This is a genomic window from Anabaena sp. FACHB-83 (assembly GCF_014697485.1).
In the GTDB taxonomy this organism is placed as follows: Bacteria; Cyanobacteriota; Cyanobacteriia; order Cyanobacteriales; family Nostocaceae; genus Nostoc_B.
The window spans coordinates 1-14,816 of sequence record NZ_JACJRY010000067.1 but is presented as its reverse complement, the minus strand read 5'-3'; the positions used below and the strand labels follow the sequence as shown (position 1 = coordinate 14,816).

General features: G+C 39.3%; 25 protein-coding genes. 13 read left to right on the top strand and 12 right to left on the bottom strand.

Features of this window, described 5'->3' with window-relative positions; translation table 11 throughout:
- Positions 1 to 24: 24 nt before the first annotated feature.
- The 4 genes from H6G79_RS33425 to H6G79_RS33410 are packed head-to-tail and all read right to left on the bottom strand — an operon-like array spanning position 25 to position 1,958.
- Positions 25 to 186 carry a hypothetical protein gene (locus H6G79_RS33425; RefSeq protein WP_190594828.1) on the bottom strand — a complete coding sequence of 54 codons (162 nt, stop codon included), beginning with the start codon at positions 184 to 186 and terminating at the stop codon, positions 25 to 27.
- 3 nt (positions 187 to 189) lie between these two features.
- The gene (locus H6G79_RS33420) at positions 190 to 645 is read right to left on the bottom strand and encodes a hypothetical protein (protein ID WP_190594806.1); all 456 of its coding nucleotides are present in this window, start codon (positions 643 to 645) and stop codon (positions 190 to 192) included.
- The gene (locus H6G79_RS33415; protein WP_190594807.1) at positions 645 to 884 is read right to left on the bottom strand and encodes a hypothetical protein; all 240 of its coding nucleotides are present in this window, start codon (positions 882 to 884) and stop codon (positions 645 to 647) included. The genes H6G79_RS33420 and H6G79_RS33415 overlap by 1 nt, the downstream gene beginning before the upstream one ends.
- 33 nt (positions 885 to 917) lie before the next feature.
- Positions 918 to 1,958, bottom strand: coding sequence for an HNH endonuclease domain-containing protein (locus H6G79_RS33410; RefSeq protein ID WP_190594808.1), 1,041 nt, complete (start codon positions 1,956 to 1,958; stop codon positions 918 to 920).
- A gap of 138 nt (positions 1,959 to 2,096) precedes the next feature.
- Here H6G79_RS33410 and H6G79_RS33405 point away from each other — a divergent pair, with 138 nt between their 5' ends.
- From H6G79_RS33405 to H6G79_RS33360, 10 genes are all read left to right on the top strand, one after another.
- A complete protein-coding gene (locus H6G79_RS33405; RefSeq protein ID WP_190594809.1) occupies positions 2,097 to 2,537 on the top strand; it encodes a hypothetical protein in 441 nt (146 codons plus the stop codon).
- 29 nt (positions 2,538 to 2,566) lie between these two features.
- Positions 2,567 to 3,535, top strand: a complete 969-nt coding sequence (locus tag H6G79_RS33400) for an HNH endonuclease (RefSeq protein ID WP_190594810.1) — start codon at positions 2,567 to 2,569, stop codon at positions 3,533 to 3,535.
- Complete coding sequence (locus H6G79_RS33395) at positions 3,532 to 4,383, top strand: hypothetical protein (RefSeq protein WP_190594811.1); 852 nt, start codon at positions 3,532 to 3,534, stop codon at positions 4,381 to 4,383. Before H6G79_RS33400 ends, H6G79_RS33395 begins: the two co-directional genes overlap by 4 nt.
- 7 nt (positions 4,384 to 4,390) lie before the next feature.
- The gene (locus H6G79_RS33390) at positions 4,391 to 4,774 is read left to right on the top strand and encodes a hypothetical protein (protein ID WP_190594812.1); all 384 of its coding nucleotides are present in this window, start codon (positions 4,391 to 4,393) and stop codon (positions 4,772 to 4,774) included.
- Positions 4,775 to 4,867: 93 nt separating this feature from the next.
- Positions 4,868 to 5,362 carry a DUF262 domain-containing protein gene (locus H6G79_RS33385; protein ID WP_190594813.1) on the top strand — a complete coding sequence of 165 codons (495 nt, stop codon included), beginning with the start codon at positions 4,868 to 4,870 and terminating at the stop codon, positions 5,360 to 5,362.
- 326 nt (positions 5,363 to 5,688) lie between these two features.
- The gene (locus tag H6G79_RS33380) at positions 5,689 to 6,147 is read left to right on the top strand and encodes a hypothetical protein (protein WP_190594814.1); all 459 of its coding nucleotides are present in this window, start codon (positions 5,689 to 5,691) and stop codon (positions 6,145 to 6,147) included.
- A 21-nt stretch (positions 6,148 to 6,168) separates the two neighbouring features.
- Complete coding sequence (locus H6G79_RS33375) at positions 6,169 to 6,639, top strand: hypothetical protein (RefSeq protein WP_190594815.1); 471 nt, start codon at positions 6,169 to 6,171, stop codon at positions 6,637 to 6,639.
- A gap of 23 nt (positions 6,640 to 6,662) precedes the next feature.
- A complete protein-coding gene (locus H6G79_RS33370) occupies positions 6,663 to 6,878 on the top strand; it encodes a hypothetical protein (RefSeq protein ID WP_190594816.1) in 216 nt (71 codons plus the stop codon).
- A 57-nt stretch (positions 6,879 to 6,935) separates the two neighbouring features.
- Complete coding sequence (locus H6G79_RS33365; protein WP_190594817.1) at positions 6,936 to 7,232, top strand: hypothetical protein; 297 nt, start codon at positions 6,936 to 6,938, stop codon at positions 7,230 to 7,232.
- Positions 7,233 to 7,281: 49 nt separating this feature from the next.
- Complete coding sequence (locus H6G79_RS33360; protein WP_190594818.1) at positions 7,282 to 7,797, top strand: hypothetical protein; 516 nt, start codon at positions 7,282 to 7,284, stop codon at positions 7,795 to 7,797.
- Between the two features lie 71 nt (positions 7,798 to 7,868).
- Here the strand turns inward: H6G79_RS33360 and H6G79_RS33355 are convergent, their stop codons facing one another.
- Positions 7,869 to 8,435 carry a GIY-YIG nuclease family protein gene (locus H6G79_RS33355; RefSeq protein WP_242048712.1) on the bottom strand — a complete coding sequence of 189 codons (567 nt, stop codon included), beginning with the start codon at positions 8,433 to 8,435 and terminating at the stop codon, positions 7,869 to 7,871.
- Between the two features lie 247 nt (positions 8,436 to 8,682).
- On the opposite strand from H6G79_RS33355, the gene H6G79_RS33350 reads away from it, so the two are divergent.
- The gene (locus tag H6G79_RS33350; protein ID WP_190594819.1) at positions 8,683 to 9,615 is read left to right on the top strand and encodes a GIY-YIG nuclease family protein; all 933 of its coding nucleotides are present in this window, start codon (positions 8,683 to 8,685) and stop codon (positions 9,613 to 9,615) included.
- Between the two features lie 23 nt (positions 9,616 to 9,638).
- Here H6G79_RS33350 and H6G79_RS33345 read toward each other — a convergent pair whose 3' ends face one another.
- The 7 genes from H6G79_RS33345 to H6G79_RS37115 form a co-directional block, all read right to left on the bottom strand.
- A complete protein-coding gene (locus H6G79_RS33345; protein ID WP_190594820.1) occupies positions 9,639 to 9,989 on the bottom strand; it encodes a hypothetical protein in 351 nt (116 codons plus the stop codon).
- A 136-nt stretch (positions 9,990 to 10,125) separates the two neighbouring features.
- A complete protein-coding gene (locus tag H6G79_RS33340) occupies positions 10,126 to 10,392 on the bottom strand; it encodes an HNH endonuclease (RefSeq protein ID WP_190594821.1) in 267 nt (88 codons plus the stop codon).
- An 11-nt stretch (positions 10,393 to 10,403) separates the two neighbouring features.
- Positions 10,404 to 11,096, bottom strand: coding sequence for an HAD-IIIA family hydrolase (locus tag H6G79_RS33335; RefSeq protein ID WP_190594822.1), 693 nt, complete (start codon positions 11,094 to 11,096; stop codon positions 10,404 to 10,406).
- Positions 11,097 to 11,110: 14 nt separating this feature from the next.
- Positions 11,111 to 11,791, bottom strand: coding sequence for a hypothetical protein (locus H6G79_RS37815; protein ID WP_396019826.1), 681 nt, complete (start codon positions 11,789 to 11,791; stop codon positions 11,111 to 11,113).
- Entirely contained in the window at positions 11,748 to 12,548 is an 801-nt protein-coding gene (locus H6G79_RS37810) for a DNA (cytosine-5-)-methyltransferase (protein WP_190594823.1), read from the bottom strand. The genes H6G79_RS37815 and H6G79_RS37810 overlap by 44 nt, the downstream gene beginning before the upstream one ends.
- Positions 12,549 to 12,713: 165 nt before the next feature.
- Positions 12,714 to 13,193 (bottom strand): hypothetical protein, encoded by a 480-nt coding sequence (locus H6G79_RS33320; protein WP_190594824.1) that lies wholly within the window; start codon positions 13,191 to 13,193, stop codon positions 12,714 to 12,716.
- Complete coding sequence (locus H6G79_RS37115) at positions 13,186 to 14,001, bottom strand: MarR family transcriptional regulator (protein WP_242048708.1); 816 nt, start codon at positions 13,999 to 14,001, stop codon at positions 13,186 to 13,188. The genes H6G79_RS33320 and H6G79_RS37115 overlap by 8 nt, the downstream gene beginning before the upstream one ends.
- 194 nt (positions 14,002 to 14,195) lie before the next feature.
- Here H6G79_RS37115 and H6G79_RS33310 point away from each other — a divergent pair, with 194 nt between their 5' ends.
- Together H6G79_RS33310 and H6G79_RS37565 are read left to right on the top strand one after the other, a co-directional pair.
- Positions 14,196 to 14,549: a helix-turn-helix domain-containing protein gene (locus H6G79_RS33310; RefSeq protein WP_190594825.1), complete on the top strand. Its 354-nt coding sequence runs from the start codon at positions 14,196 to 14,198 to the stop codon at positions 14,547 to 14,549.
- 40 nt (positions 14,550 to 14,589) lie between these two features.
- A complete protein-coding gene (locus H6G79_RS37565; protein ID WP_277877396.1) occupies positions 14,590 to 14,712 on the top strand; it encodes a hypothetical protein in 123 nt (40 codons plus the stop codon).
- Positions 14,713 to 14,816 lie beyond the last annotated feature (104 nt).

Sequence of the window (14,816 nt, the reverse complement as noted above, 5' to 3'; positions counted from 1 at the left end):
GCCAAACCTCTTGAAAATCGAAGTTCAATGTGTAATGGACATCTTGTCAAAATTTGCTTTCTTGTTCCGCAAATCAGGGAAGCTGAGGACAACATCATTAATTGCCCGTAACAAGGTGATTTTGTAGTTTGTTACCTTAGTATCGTGTTTGAGAATTGTGTTAATAATGATGCTGCCTGATGACATAATCTATTCTGTTTTCAATGTACTTAATTGCTGTGCCAAATATTCAACTTGATTTTTGACAAATTCTAAATTTTTATATGTAGCATCCCTATAATTAAAAATATTCACAATAATTGGAGAAATATCTTCACTATGGGTACAGTCAAACCCTACCCACCAATAATTATCAGTTATTGGTAATAGTTGATGACACACTGCTCTGGGGTCATCACTTTGGTGAGATGCTTCAGAGAACGTAATTTTTCCATGAACTTGAATGGAATTTAATTCGTTGTTTGTCCCATCCTTACCATAATAAGGATGAGTTGGAGGAATACCCACATAACCACACAAAAAACCTGGGTCTTGTCTGACTATTAAACAAGGTAATCCCAGATAAACCCATTCAACTCTATCAGGTTCTTGTTGCCATTCACCGTCTGCCCATGCAGATTTGTCAATCCAATTCAGAGTTTTCATCAATCAATAATATCCCCATTTTCATCGCGCTTTACCTCCTCCACCTTCACATTAAATCCTTCCCACTTCTCCACAGTAAACCCCGCCTCAGTTTCATCTGGATATCGCCGCGCCATCTCCTGCCATGCAGCTTCTTCGTTGATTGCCCAGATGTAATGCCCCTGGCGTTCTCTTAGGTCATATTTACCAGTACATTCGTGCTGGTACAAGGCATTACGGGTGCAGCGATATTCGCGCATATTTTTTAGAAACTTGGCTTTGCACCTGTTATTTTAGAACATTGCTTCATATTCAAACTTTGGTTTCCAGCCATCATTACGTCCGCTTCCTAAGAGTGATTGTGCTTCATGATACGTTGAAAGCAAAAATTTGTGGCGTTTTTCTTCCGTGTTACCTGTTTGTAGAATAAGTGTTTCACGTAGCGGATGGTTGCTAGTAATTAAAAATTCGTTACGCTTGTGTAGGCGTTCTAAGTATTTAATATCAGGAAGTTTATCAAATTTTCCCCCTTCGCCACGGTTGCATTCTTGGGACGATAAGACTAAATTCCATACACCATCGATATTTGGTATAAATTCGTTCAAACGGTGAGGAAAGAAATGGTCTACATCGACTAGATTTTCAGAACTTGGCTCAATCGAAATATCTGCAAATGCGTAAAAGCATTTACCTTTTTGGTAGCCATTGAGGGCATCCCGGCATGAGGTAACGTCCACCCGCCGCTTACCTTCACCAAATGTAAATAGCAACTCTTGGGCTGAATCGTAGTTTATAGTTAGAAGATTACGTGAAATATCTAAATCCCAAGCAGTTTCTACAAGTTGCCACCTTGCATCTACTTCCTGCAATAAGTTATGAAATTGCTCTGTTTCTGACAATTTAAATAAGTCATCCCTAACTATAATCTCTTTGCGGTTCCTGGGCTTGTCGTAGAACCTTACAGGTACTTGTCCAGAGCCAACATTGTGGAACGCACCCAACACCACATCAAATCCTTTATTTCTGGTTACTTCCAGCACTTCGTCTTTTGCGATCGCACCCGCCTTAAATTGCCGACAAGCCTCAATAAAAGGATACGGACGATCAGTTTTTTGATGTTGCGTATCGCACTTTTGCAGATGTTCAACAACATAGCGCGAATACGGTTCAGCAAGTTCATCTAAGGTAATAATTGTTTTTCCCGTTGGTGCAATTTCTAACAATGACTTAGCTAACGCAAATTTATAACACGCAACATTTTTACCAAACAGAATAATTGCTCGCCAATAATCTTCTAGCTTCGGGTCAATAGCCAAAAACTTTGAATCACTCATTGTATTTTTAGATACACATAATTTTCGGCAACAGCCTAGCTCATGAGTTACTAAAAACACATCGTTTGCATTACGGTTATCAGTATTAGTCAGCTAATATTTGCTGTAGAATATGCGGGTTGTTGCCGCAGGCACATCATGACTCATCGTTATCCGTTCAGTATCATTCACCCAGTCGCCTATTACGGTCAGCATGTAGCGGTTTACTTCAACCTGCATTATCACGTCTTTTCACTCAAGTCAGGAGGTAAAAGCGGGTTGCTGCTAACTCATGCTGGAGTGTGTATTTTGGCTGATGCAGTGTTTGAGGTGGAACCCAAGGGACGAGAACGGGCTATTAGGCAAGGTCGTAAAAATGTTCACGCCTATGTTGTGGGCATCTTAAAGTTGTTAAGTTGGGATCAACTGAGTGATGATGCAGTGCGATCGCTCATAGAATCAGGCTACCAAAGAGTGACATATAACCTGCATCCTGACCACCCACAGTTTTATTGCAAAGATGTGATGACTTATACGCCTGTTACTGCTGCTAAAGCGGTGATTTTAAACGATAAAATTGCTCTGACTCTAGTTGAGTAAATCAGTAAGGATTTGTGGCAGAGGTTAAGATGACTAAAAATCTCACCTACTACGTCAATAAGTTTGCCAAACTCAGGGTATCTCGTTCTAATGGGGTCGCACCCAATAAACCGATTTTACTGCTGTCAATCATTGAGATGGTGAGCCAAGGTCAAGTTAGGTGTAACCAATTTCCCCTGTCGGCAGAACTAATTGCTACTTTTCTTAAGTTGTGGAGTCAGTTAGAACCAGTACGCAAACCTAATATTGGACTGCCGTTTTACCACCTCACCAGTGATGGATTTTGGCATTTCCAACCTAATTTCGGATTTGAATCAACAGTTATATATAAAGCAAAAATTGTTACTCCTGTGGCTATCCGGCAGGCAGTTGAGTACGCCTACCTTGATGATGAACTCTGGTTATTACTGCAAAATGAGAGCGATGCCTACGGCGGCAAGCCACGCACCGTACTAACCCATACCCTTATTAATTCATGGTTTAACGAGCGTACACAGGATATCGAGTCATTGTTGCAAATCAACGCTTTTGCTGAACTACAAGGCCAGTTGCAACGCTCCGGCGGTAAGGTCTATCAGCCAGAGGAATTAGAAGATGAGCAAGCTGTAATTGTGCGAGATGGTGCGTTCCGTAAAATCGTTGTCTCAACTTATAACCACACTTGCGCCTTCTGTGGGTTGCAAATACTTGATACCAACGGTCAAAACATTGTAGACGGCTCACACATTAAACCATTCTCCCAGTTCTACGACGACCGCATCAATAATGGGCTGGCACTTTGCAAAAATCATCACTGGGCTTTCGATAGGTACTGGTTCACTATTGATGACGATTACCGTATTATTGTGTCTGACCGCATCCGCGAAGATTCACCCAACGCTAAACCGATGAGGGAATTTAGAGGCGATCGCATCATCTTACCCGCCCAAGTGCAGTATTATCCAAGACAAGATTCTCTACAATGGCATCGAGAGGAATTTTTGAGACGTGCTGCATGAATAAAAAACCCAAAGGTTGGTATAAAGAAATTGTTATCCGTCCTACCTTGCCTGTGGACGGTTACGAAAGCTATGAGAAAATGTGCGGTCATGTTGCTGATATCTACTTCTCTGTAGATGAAGAATCTCTACAAAATAAACTAAAAACCAATGTAACAGATTCAAGAATTATTACTTTATACACTTTCTTCAAAATAGGACAAGCAAAGTGTCCTGCTTACTGGGTGAATAATGATTTGTTAAGTGCATTGATGCAATCAAATTTAGATATTGAGGTTGAAAATTTGCAGTGGGCAATGAAAACAGGATTTTTTATGTTGCCCAAGGGTGCAATTCTTTCTCCTGAACAACACAGTATAGATGCTATTTTTTGGCATACTGATAAGGACTTTCTTTATTGGGCTGCAACTGATAAAGCTAGTTCTTTCTGCCGCAGATTCAAAGTCAACGATAACTTAAAACAGTTTAGATATACTGATAGTCAAGATTTCAATCCACAGGTAGTTAAAGATTTTAATGAATATCTACAAGCAATTTTATTGCGATTGATTTTGATAATGGAGTGCCGCCCTGAATTTGTAGATAAAACAAGCGAACTAGTCAGGGTGAATAAAGGTTTTGGCAAAGCGCAAGCGCAAGATTTTTATCAACCACTTTGGCTTGGACAAGGATATAAATTCAAACGTGAAGGGACACAAAGTAGTGAGGGCAGTAGCAGTAGACATGGTACTAAGAGCGTCCATTGGCGCAGAGGTTTTTTACGGAATCAACCTTACGGAGAAGGCAGGCAGCAAAGAAAACTAGTTTGGATTGAACCAGTTTTAGTGATGGGTGGAAAGGAATCATAATCAGCAGATGGAATCTTTAGAAACGATACAAGCACTTTACTTAGCAGTCCAAACATTAAGTGAGATTGAAAATTTGTCGATTGATGATGATATCAAAGAGCAATTAACTAATAAGGTTTTAGCAACTATTGGCATAGAAATAAATCAAGATAAACAATATGAACCTGGAAGCCAAGAGAAGATTATTAGAACTATTAGAAAACTAGGCGGTAGTGCTACTCGTGCTGAGATTGCATCAAATACAGGTATGAACCCTAACTCAATTAGTTCATTGCTAAATCAATTGACTAAAAAACGTACAGTTGAAAAGATTCAACGTAAGAAATCACCCGTTAGAAGTCGTAGAGGACTAGAACCTGAATATATTTATAAGCTTTTGGAGAACGAATAATTACACTGCATTCTAAGTTTCATAAACAGCCGGCTAGGTCTTTTACTTAATCGGGGTTACTATTAATACAATTTTGTCAGCTAAGGAATCATCATGATGACAGACGATGAAATTAATGCCAAATGTGAATCTGGTCTAAACAGATTAATTCAAGAAATTGATAGGATAAAGTTACCAATATTAGTTGAAAATATCAGGTCTAATTCTCACTACATGATGATTGATAATGAGAGTCAATCTGCTCTTGATTGGGATGACATTAAAAAATCTCAGCTAATTGAATCTTTTATTCTTAATTTCCCTGTAATGCCAATTGTTCTCTACGACAGGTCATATCATACCTACGAGGTGATTGATGGTAAACAAAGGTTAAAAGCAATTGTAGATTTTTACAGTAATCAATTAGTTTTAAGTGGATTAGAAGTTAAGACAGAATTAAACGGATGCACTTATGCTAATCTTCCAGTTCATACACAAAAAGTCTTGGATAGGCATTCTTTGTCTTTAATATCTATTATCCCTTCAGAGAATGCGAAACTTGAAGAAATCGCAAAATTAATAGAGATTATTGCTAATCGTCTTAATTAAAAAGCGGTGATTACTCCACCATTACATCAGTGCAATCACAATTCAAGAAGTAACAGGCGGCTGGATCTACCAATTTAATTGCGATCGCTATAAATATAATTTTCTCAGCTTGTTTTTTCATAGTTTACTATGTAAAATAGAAGAGTACGCAATAGCCTACAGTGTAAGCGATCGCACATTCTGACTATTCTCAAAACCATCATGAAGCTGCAACGTATCGAAGCAGGTGAATATCTTACTGCTGATGGCAGGTTTTACCGAAAAAATGGGTTTAAAGCCCCGTCAACTTCTTGAGCTTCAGTGCGACGCTTGTAGGACGGCTTTATATGTTTGATATTATGAATACAATGGAATTTCAAGTCAACCAAAAAATTGGGGTACTTTACTACAATCATAAGACTGATGGCAAAGCTGAGATAGAGGAAATACAAAAAATTTCCCCAAATGGTTATGTAACTTTAAAAAATGGAAAACGTTATACTCCAAAGGGAAAAGAAATATCTCCCTTTGGAGATCCAACATATCTATGCTCTGTGGAAACAGCACAAGAAATTATTAATAAAAGCCTAGTACGTCAGCAAAAACAAGAAGAAAAATATCAAGCTTATTTAGCTTCACCTGAAGGAAAACGCAACGCAGCAGTTAATGAGGCTGTAAAAGCTACTATTCAAGCTCTCAACAAGCATGGTTGGTATGCTGATATAGATGGACAAATGGATGTTATGGAATCAGAAATTGAGCAAATTATCACAAAATATCTTAGTGAACACGAACCTATTAATTAAATTTAAATTAAGTTTTGACTGATGTATTACGGATATCGTTGCTATACAAAAGAGGATGAGCCTTTAGGTTGGCTATACACATTTAGTTGTGATACTGAATATGCTTGGACTAATAGAGATTTTCACTTGTGTAAGCGTTGGAAGACTGAAAAAGGAGCTAAAAAACACTTCGATTATTACAACAATAACTGGCAGTTCAAAAGTAAAGGAGGCTATCTCAAAATTGAGGTAATGCCAGAGTTTTCTGAATCTAATTCTTCTGCTAAGTCTAACCAACAACGTTGGAATGAAGCTAACCGTGATAAAGTTTATGAGTCGCAAGAAAAGTATAATCAAAAGCGCCCTATAATGTCGTTTCGCCCAAAAATCGAATTGTTGGAATGGCTAGAAGAAGAACGCAGGTTTGATAAAGATGGTGAACCTGAAACTGATGCAGCACTTTTGAATCGGAAACTAGAAAAACTAAAGGATTTAGAACAACAAGGATTTTAGAGATTTATTCAAGGATAATTAAAATGTCAAATAAAATATTAAAGTTTGAATTAATTGAAGGACTACCTGAAGAATATGGAACTTATTTTTTATTATTAGAGAATGGTTCTATAAAACAAGGATATTTCGGGTCTTTTCCTGTTCCTAATCATGAAGAGGAAGTTGTTAGAATTGCTGATTGTGAAACCAAGGCATTTCATTATGAAAAATGTGTTGGTTGGTTAAAACCCATAGAATAATTTTTAATAAATCAATAAATATATTAAAAATATATAAGATATGGTGATTTTACAATAATGAAATCTGAAGAATTGAAAACTTTTATTATTAATATCCTTGCTGAAAAACCTAGATTTTTTGATGGTGTTTGCGCTCAAGACATCAAAAAGCTTCTTTTAGACAACTACAATATCTCCGTCAGTGAAAAAACAATTATTAAAGCGATGATGGAAATAATAGAAGAGGGTGTAAATAAATTTGGTGGTGATGGTTATGTATGTGGTGATAATAGTACACTTACATGGTCAGATGAACATGGTAATGCGAATTCAAAAATGCGTGGGCTACATAAGTATTGGTGGTTTAATATCTAGCTAATACAGAAATATTCATAAATACATACTAATTATTATTAATATAATTATGAATCATAATTTAGACCGTCTGCTGGTAATATTAAAACAGCAAGCCGACTTAATTGATAACCTTAACACTCGTTCTGATTTTCGCTATAAAAGTACACAAAAACTAATTTTAGATTATGGTCAACCTTTTTTAAAAAGTGTTAAACCACCATTTAAGGGTCAACCAAAGTCATGCTTTGAGAACTGCTTAAAAGCTCTAATAAATTTCCCGAAACTTAATTACTGTGAAGGATTTGCTATTAGTGATGATATTGACCTAGCTGTATCCCATGCTTGGCTGGTCAATAATGATGGAGATGTAATTGACCCAACTTGGATAGGAAAAAACTTTAAAGGCAGCACTTACTTTGGTGTAGTGTTCAATAATGATTTTGTGGTGGAAATGGCACAAAAGAATAAATGCTATGGAATTCTTGATAGTGACTATATGAATAGACACCAACTTTTAAGAGAAGGTTTTCCACCATCGGCACTTCATCCTATATTTCATTCTTCTGGAAGAATAGCTGAATGAAACGGTTTTGGATGCGATCGCCCAGCCCAACAAATTCTTAGAGGAAAATTTGATACTAAACTTTACTTCTACTAACTAAACGGTTGCCCCCATAATTGCCAATTCTCCTTATTAAATGGACTGCGCCACTTTAAAATCAAGCTGAACTCTAACTCCTGCCGTGCGCGTCGCTCAACCGGGGCATCCCACCAAAAAGCAATGTTGACTGCTGTTTGCAACTCATAGCGATAATGCAGGTCTTGGTAACTAGCAATATAGTCCTTGCAGCCGTGTACGCCCTTCCATCGCTTGTTACTTCTGCAAGTTTCCCCTACATACAAAATCAAGCCAGCCGCAGAGTCAACAACAAAGTACAAACACGCATCGCCGGGGCTATCAGCAGGCACTCTATAAAACGACATTGGCACAAGCCGCAACGATAGCGGGTCAATTTGTTCGGGGTCGCAGTGCTTAGGGGCTAAGTCAAACAGCGTTACCTGCTGAACTGGTTTGCTTTCCCTCACCCGTTGTTGATAGTCCAAAATCTGCGCCTTCCACTTTGCCAGGGCATCAGCACTCATCACCAATGTCTCTGTTCTAGGTGCTGGGGTGGGTGTCACATCTGGAAATAGGTTTAGCTGGTTGGGTTCCAATGTCATCACTCTTGATTACAAACCAGTAGATTATCTCCTATAACTGACTAACAGCTTTCACGATGCAATGCTTTCAAACCAAGCGATCGCTAATAACTCTGTATAATTTCCTCTAAGAATTTCCAAACTACAAGAGATCGCATCAATATACTCAAATAAATTTACCTGACATTAGCCCAAAAAATAGACACATTTTTGAAAAGTTGAAGCACACTGGTAAGAGCAAATTCAACTTTTAAATTATAGTGTGGCAATGTGGCTAAAATACGGTGTAGATAAAGATGAGATATTAGTATGTATTGAAGATGTCCCTAGCGGGAAGACTTTACTTAAGTGTCCTTATTGCCAGGGTAGTTTAATTGCTAAAAAAGGCAAAGTCAAAGAACATCATTTTGCCCATAATGAAGAAACTTGTCACCCTGTAGCTAAACGAGACTTTCCTACTTTACCACTGTATGACAATTTTAATATTCAGCTATCAGGTAAGGATCTGAAGCAATTAAAACTTCTTTGGCAGGAATACGGTTCTAAAAACTATCCTATTAGCTTTGACTTAATTCCTCGCGGTTTAATCAAAACAGGAATGTTGAGAAAAAATGTATTTTTAAAGCCACCTAATTATGAATTTAGTGATTTAGGTAAAATTCCTGTTGGATCGTTAGAGTTGTCCTTATTCAACGAAGTACAAGAACCGTTTTTATTTAAAAAACTGCTGAAACTTGAGTTAGCATTTGAACACGCCAAGCATAAAAATACTCCTGATTTAGCCTACAGACTCACTGATGTAAGACTGTATCGCGCTCAACTTAAACGTGTATTATCTTGCACTCTATATTTTTTAGAGATTCAAACTAACAAAGGAACTTTGTATAAAATAGGAGTTACCACTAGACCAGTTATACAGAGGGTGGCAGAAGTAGAAAGAGATTTACTTGCACACTACCAAACTGTTGTAATTAAGGTGTTAGGAACTTGGCAACATCGGGGGAATATTGAACTATATTTTAAACACCGCTATCAGGAGTTTAATTATCCCATCGGGAGTTTAACTGAGTATTTCAAATTTAATAATGATGATATCTTTGATGCACTGCGTAACCTGCAACAAATGTCACCTAAAATACTTTCTGAAGTTGAAGTAGATATTCTTAAAGAGAATTCTAGCTTAGTTCAAATTGCTGTGTAATTTTCAAAATCCCTCACTAAACATTATTGTGCCTCCAAATACTCTGCCACTGCTGCTAAATCTTCCATTGCCCGATTCAAACGATCTAGCATTCCTTCGACTACTTCCGGTTGATCGCTGACAGCTTCTAGCTTTTCTCGAATATGGCTGTCTAAAGCTTCTATCCACAATGACAATTGTGTGTGACGAACTGCTGTGAGTAACCCCATATTTCTTAACACAGCCAAATGAAACCCTAATTGGTCTTGTCCACCGTAGCCCAGGTATCCGTTCCACAGTTCCAACTTTTCTGGAGTAAATTCTGCATATTGGTCAAAGGTAATACCCGCAGGCTCTAGTTGGGGTTGTGGCAGTGGAGCTTGAGGGTTAGTCATAGTAAAACACCTGCTAATTTTGCTAAAACCCTATCTAATAGGATAGACACATTCTGCACCTGATCGCCTGTGATTTTTCTTAGAGGAAATTTTTAGTATGCGATCGCTTATTATGATTATGATCACTCTCCATCCTCTAGGAATCAAATAATGATAATTGACCAGGAGAAATATTAGATTTACCTCCCCTGTGATAATGAAGATGACACGCACCACAAAGTGCAATTAAATTCTCGCGCCGATTATCAGCAGGGTTACGATTCCAATGATGGACTTGCAACATATAAACCCTGCTTAATAGTTTTTCTCCTGGTTTGGCGCACTGCAAGCCGCATTTTTCACAGCACCATTGCGCCTGCTGCTTAATTTCGGTTGCAATTTCTGACCAGTTTTCAGGATACATTTAAATCTAGTTTAATTTAAATCTGGTGGTTGTAATAAGTCAGCATACTCTGGTACATCAACCAGATTTTTTGATATAGATATTCCTTCTAAAAATTCTATCTGAATAGGCTCTGCCTGCCTCACTTCATACATTCCAGGTGTGAATCTCATTCGCCAAATATCAGCCCACATAAAGTTTAATCCTGCTGCCTTGGCTGCGGCTTCATCTTCTGGTCTGTCGCCAATCATCCATGAGGCAGTTAAATCAATATTAAAATCTTTAGCTGCTCTGAAAATCATACCAGCCCCAGGCTTTCTATAGACTTCATTTCCTGTTAAAATCCGATTTTCAAATTCACTAATACGAGTATCAAGGTCAGAAACTAAAAATTCAAAGCCATTCTTTTTTACTACCCAGCAAACTTGACCATTCATATCTGGACAGAAATATATTGCTTCCAATTGAGGAATTAATTCAAGTGTATAGTGTTGTTCAGCGATCACAGACTCTATACTTTTTAATGGCTTGCCAGTATCACGATTAATTGTGCCGCATCCACCCTGATTAGTTATGCCAATGATTGTATAACCCTGGCGTTTATGATGTGCTAATGCTTCATGCACACCCGTCATTATTCGCTGCCCTTTTGGTGTTTGAATAAACTTACCGTCAGTTGATTCTCTTGCAGTTCCATCTAAATCAAGAAACAGCCCCTTTTGCATAAATTCACCTCATTTTAATTGTGTTGATTAAACTTAGCCTTTGCCCGTTTAATAAAACCAATAATTTCTTCTAGTGGTACACCTTCTTTTTGCATTGATTGAATCATAGGAATTGCACCCACAGGAATACTACCAATACTGCGGCCTTTCCACTCACCACTTACCTTTTCCTCCCAATTGAAACCCCAGCGCCAATGGTTAGGATTATCAATGTCACGGTGTCCGATTACACGGGGGTAACTTACAATATCTCCGCTTTTTAATTTCTTATTCTCAAGATACTTGTACAGACAACCCTTCTGCTTACTGGGTTTGGCTTGCTGCGCGGGGAAGCTGGTACACTCATTTTCCTCTAAGAAATTTTCGGGTGTTGGTTGAGACAGATTCTTTTCAGCTAAATTGCTTTCTTGGCGATCGCCTATCAAATTGTCTAAAGATTGATTATTTTCCTGTAATTGCTGTGTACACTCGATAAAAGATATTTCCCACAAAGGAACTCTTTTTCTAGCAAAGGGTAATGGTTTAGTTGAGCATTCCAGCAATTTAATGATTACATGACCTCCTTTTTCTGGTGTTGCTACTTCATAAATTGCATTTGGCGCATTTCTCCAAACAACGCGATCGCCTACCTTAAATTTCTGTAGTTGCTGGTTATCTACACAAAGAGTTGAGGTAAATGATTCGCTGCAAGGCAACGGTCGCCACGCGAGGATCGAGAAGATTTCCTGCTGCTGCGCGTTGACTTCTAATAATTCCGTCGCGGCTCTTGATTCCGAGGGGTCTAGCCAAGTTTGAGGGATTCTGTACCACTCGCAGAGGATAGCCGGGTTTAACACCTCGCCTTTGCTCAAAAGCCCTAATTTCTTCAGTTCTGCTTCTTGCTTGGTCTGACCAGGGGGTCGCCCTTTGCCAGTCGATGACAACGCTCCTGGCGATCGCAACCAACAATACTCGCTCTCTAATGAAGGGACTGGCAAAGTGTCCACTGCTGATAGTAAGCCATTCCGCATCGTACCCGATACTGTCAAGGGTTCTGACCACGCCTCTGAAATATGAGCCTGCTGGTTGCCCTGGGTAGTCAGGACAGGTGATAAGTCCTGGGACGTTTTCAATGGCTGCGAATTTAGGTTGCAATTCTTCAATGATTTTGAGGACTGCGGGGAAACAGTCTCGCTCATCTGCCCCTCCAAGTCGTTGACCTTCTGTGGAGAATGGGGGGCAGGGTGGGGAAGCTGTAAGCAAATCGATTCTATTGGAGGCAAGTCTGCGTTCTGCGAGTCTTGGCATATCTCGCACGTCGCCGTAGTTGTGTACGCCTGGGTATCGCTTGGCGAGGATATCACAGCAGTATTCGTCAATTTCTGCGACTCCGATAAGTTCAAATCCGAGTTGCAGCCCAGCAAGGCAGAATCCCGCGCCGACTCCTGAGCAGAGGTCAAGTTGTGTGAGCATTCTTTTTCCTCTAAGAATTTTCGATAATTCCAAGCCTGCAACTGTTTTGGGGTGTATTCAGCAGATAAACCGTTTTTCCAAGTAATAGTTATTTTTTTACTGCGTACACTCGATACATCACCAATATTGCCGCTAGAGGTGATGATTTTATCGCCAACAGCATACTTACTCATCATCGACTCCTAACAATGTATAATCTTGTGCATTATCCTTGCGTATTTGTATTTCTCTCTCGTCGTTTTGAGTACGCTTTCGTTTAGTTAAGCTGTGGGTTACGGCAAGTTCATCAGTTATTAATCCCACTCGTTTTTTAGTAATTTGAAACTGTTCCTGTGTCGCTTGCTTCCACTCCTCACGGGCTAAAGCATCAAGTTTTTTACATAGTAAAGTCTCAAAGCGGGTATCAATTACACCAAAATCTACTAAGTGATATAGTTTGTCACCCGCGCTGCACAGTTGGCATATAGGTAAGCGATCGCGGTTGTAGTCATAATCTGGGATAACTAACCGGACTAAATGGGGCTGCACCTTACCTGTGTCTTGGCAACAGAAACATTTCCAAGATGGTTGCCAGATTTCTTTATCCCTTGTATCTTCTTCTGGCCGGACTGGTAAAGGCTCAAACTGTGGGAAATCTTCAATCATGATTATCCCTCAGCCAGCTAAATTGTTTAGTTTCCTTTGCCCACCGCACAAACTCTATCTTCTCGGCATTTCCAGCCGCAAATTCTAAAGGGTTTGCTGTTTCTTCAATGATGGCCAGCCAGTCACGGGTGCGCGGGTCGTTCTCCCATTTGGAATTTTGCGCCGGGGAACTTTGCCCTTTGGACTTGTACCATTGTGCTGATAATTCCTGAACGTTGATTTCTACCCAACGCCGAGGGAGTGTAGGGGGATGGGGTAATTGTGCGGCTTTATTCTCCCCAAATTTTAAAAATTCTTCTCTCTCTTCTTCTGAGAGAGAGTCTATAAAGTCTAAATAATTCTTATATATCTTAGGGTTGGTGGAATCCTTATCTGGTGAGGGTTCTGGCTCGTGCTTGTTGCGTAGCGATCGCGCTTGTTGCGTAGCGATCGCGCTTGTTGCGTCATGATCACCTAAGTTGTCTGTAGGCAACAATGTTGCCTCATCGCAACTTGTTGCCTCATCGCAACAATGTAAGCCTTTGGTGAGAATGTTAACCTTGACTTTAAGCAGTTCCATATCAATAAACCCCTTCTCATCCAGTACTTTCAGGGCGCGTCCTACAGTGCTGCGGTGAACTAACTTGTCTGGAGTAGACAAATCTTTAGCAATTTTGGCTGGCGATACTTCCAGTCCACTGCTGTATGGGTCTAGAGTACGGAGGTAGTAAAGTACATCTCGTTGTGCTGGGGTTAATTCCCGGCAGGCTCTTAACCATTCTTCATGTTGGAGCGGGTAGAACTTTCCTTGGATCTTTGTGTCTGTCATAATGAAATTGAGCCGAACAAGTTTTTACCCTTGCCTGTACATGCAAGAAGGGTTAGTCTTTTGTAAAAAGTTGCTAAAATTTCACAAAATTGTCACACCAGCACTATAAAGCCAGTGCAATCCTTTGCTAGATTGTATTTCTCAGCCAAATTTGATAGTATTCAAGAACTTGAAAAAAAGCAAGTAGTAGCGTTATGGACAAACATCAAGAAATATTAATTGTGGCGGTAAAGGAAAGTGGCTTAACAGCAAGAGAAATTTCTGTTAGGGCGGGTGTACATGAAAGTACATTGAGTAAATTTCTTGAAGGAAAAAGTGACGTAAAAGCTGGTAATTATTTCAAAATTCTGAATGCTCTGCCAGAAAAGTCTAGAATACCTGCACTAGCGAGAATAGGAGTCGTGGAGCTAACGCCTGTTCAGTTAATCGAAGCTGCCACACCAAGAGAAAAAGCTGAAATCCTACAAGCCATAGCAGCATGGGTATTACAGCCAGGGGCTATACCTGTAAAAAATACGGATACTAGTGACTTGCAAGTAGCTGTATAATCGCCTATTAAATTTTTATGTATACATTTAGGCGCTTGTTGTGGTAGATAAAGAGGGTGAATCTGATTTAGAAAAATTAATGGAAAATTGCGATCGCTTGGATGCTGAAGGAAAAGCCAAGTTAATAAAGCATCTGCTGGGTGAACCTGGCTTAGGGGCGTGAGTAGCAACGGAACAGAAAACCGGGATAAGAAAAAAATCTTGAAAAATCAGCCAATCAGCCATGTATATACATGATAGAGTAAGACATCATGTATAACTTAGGAC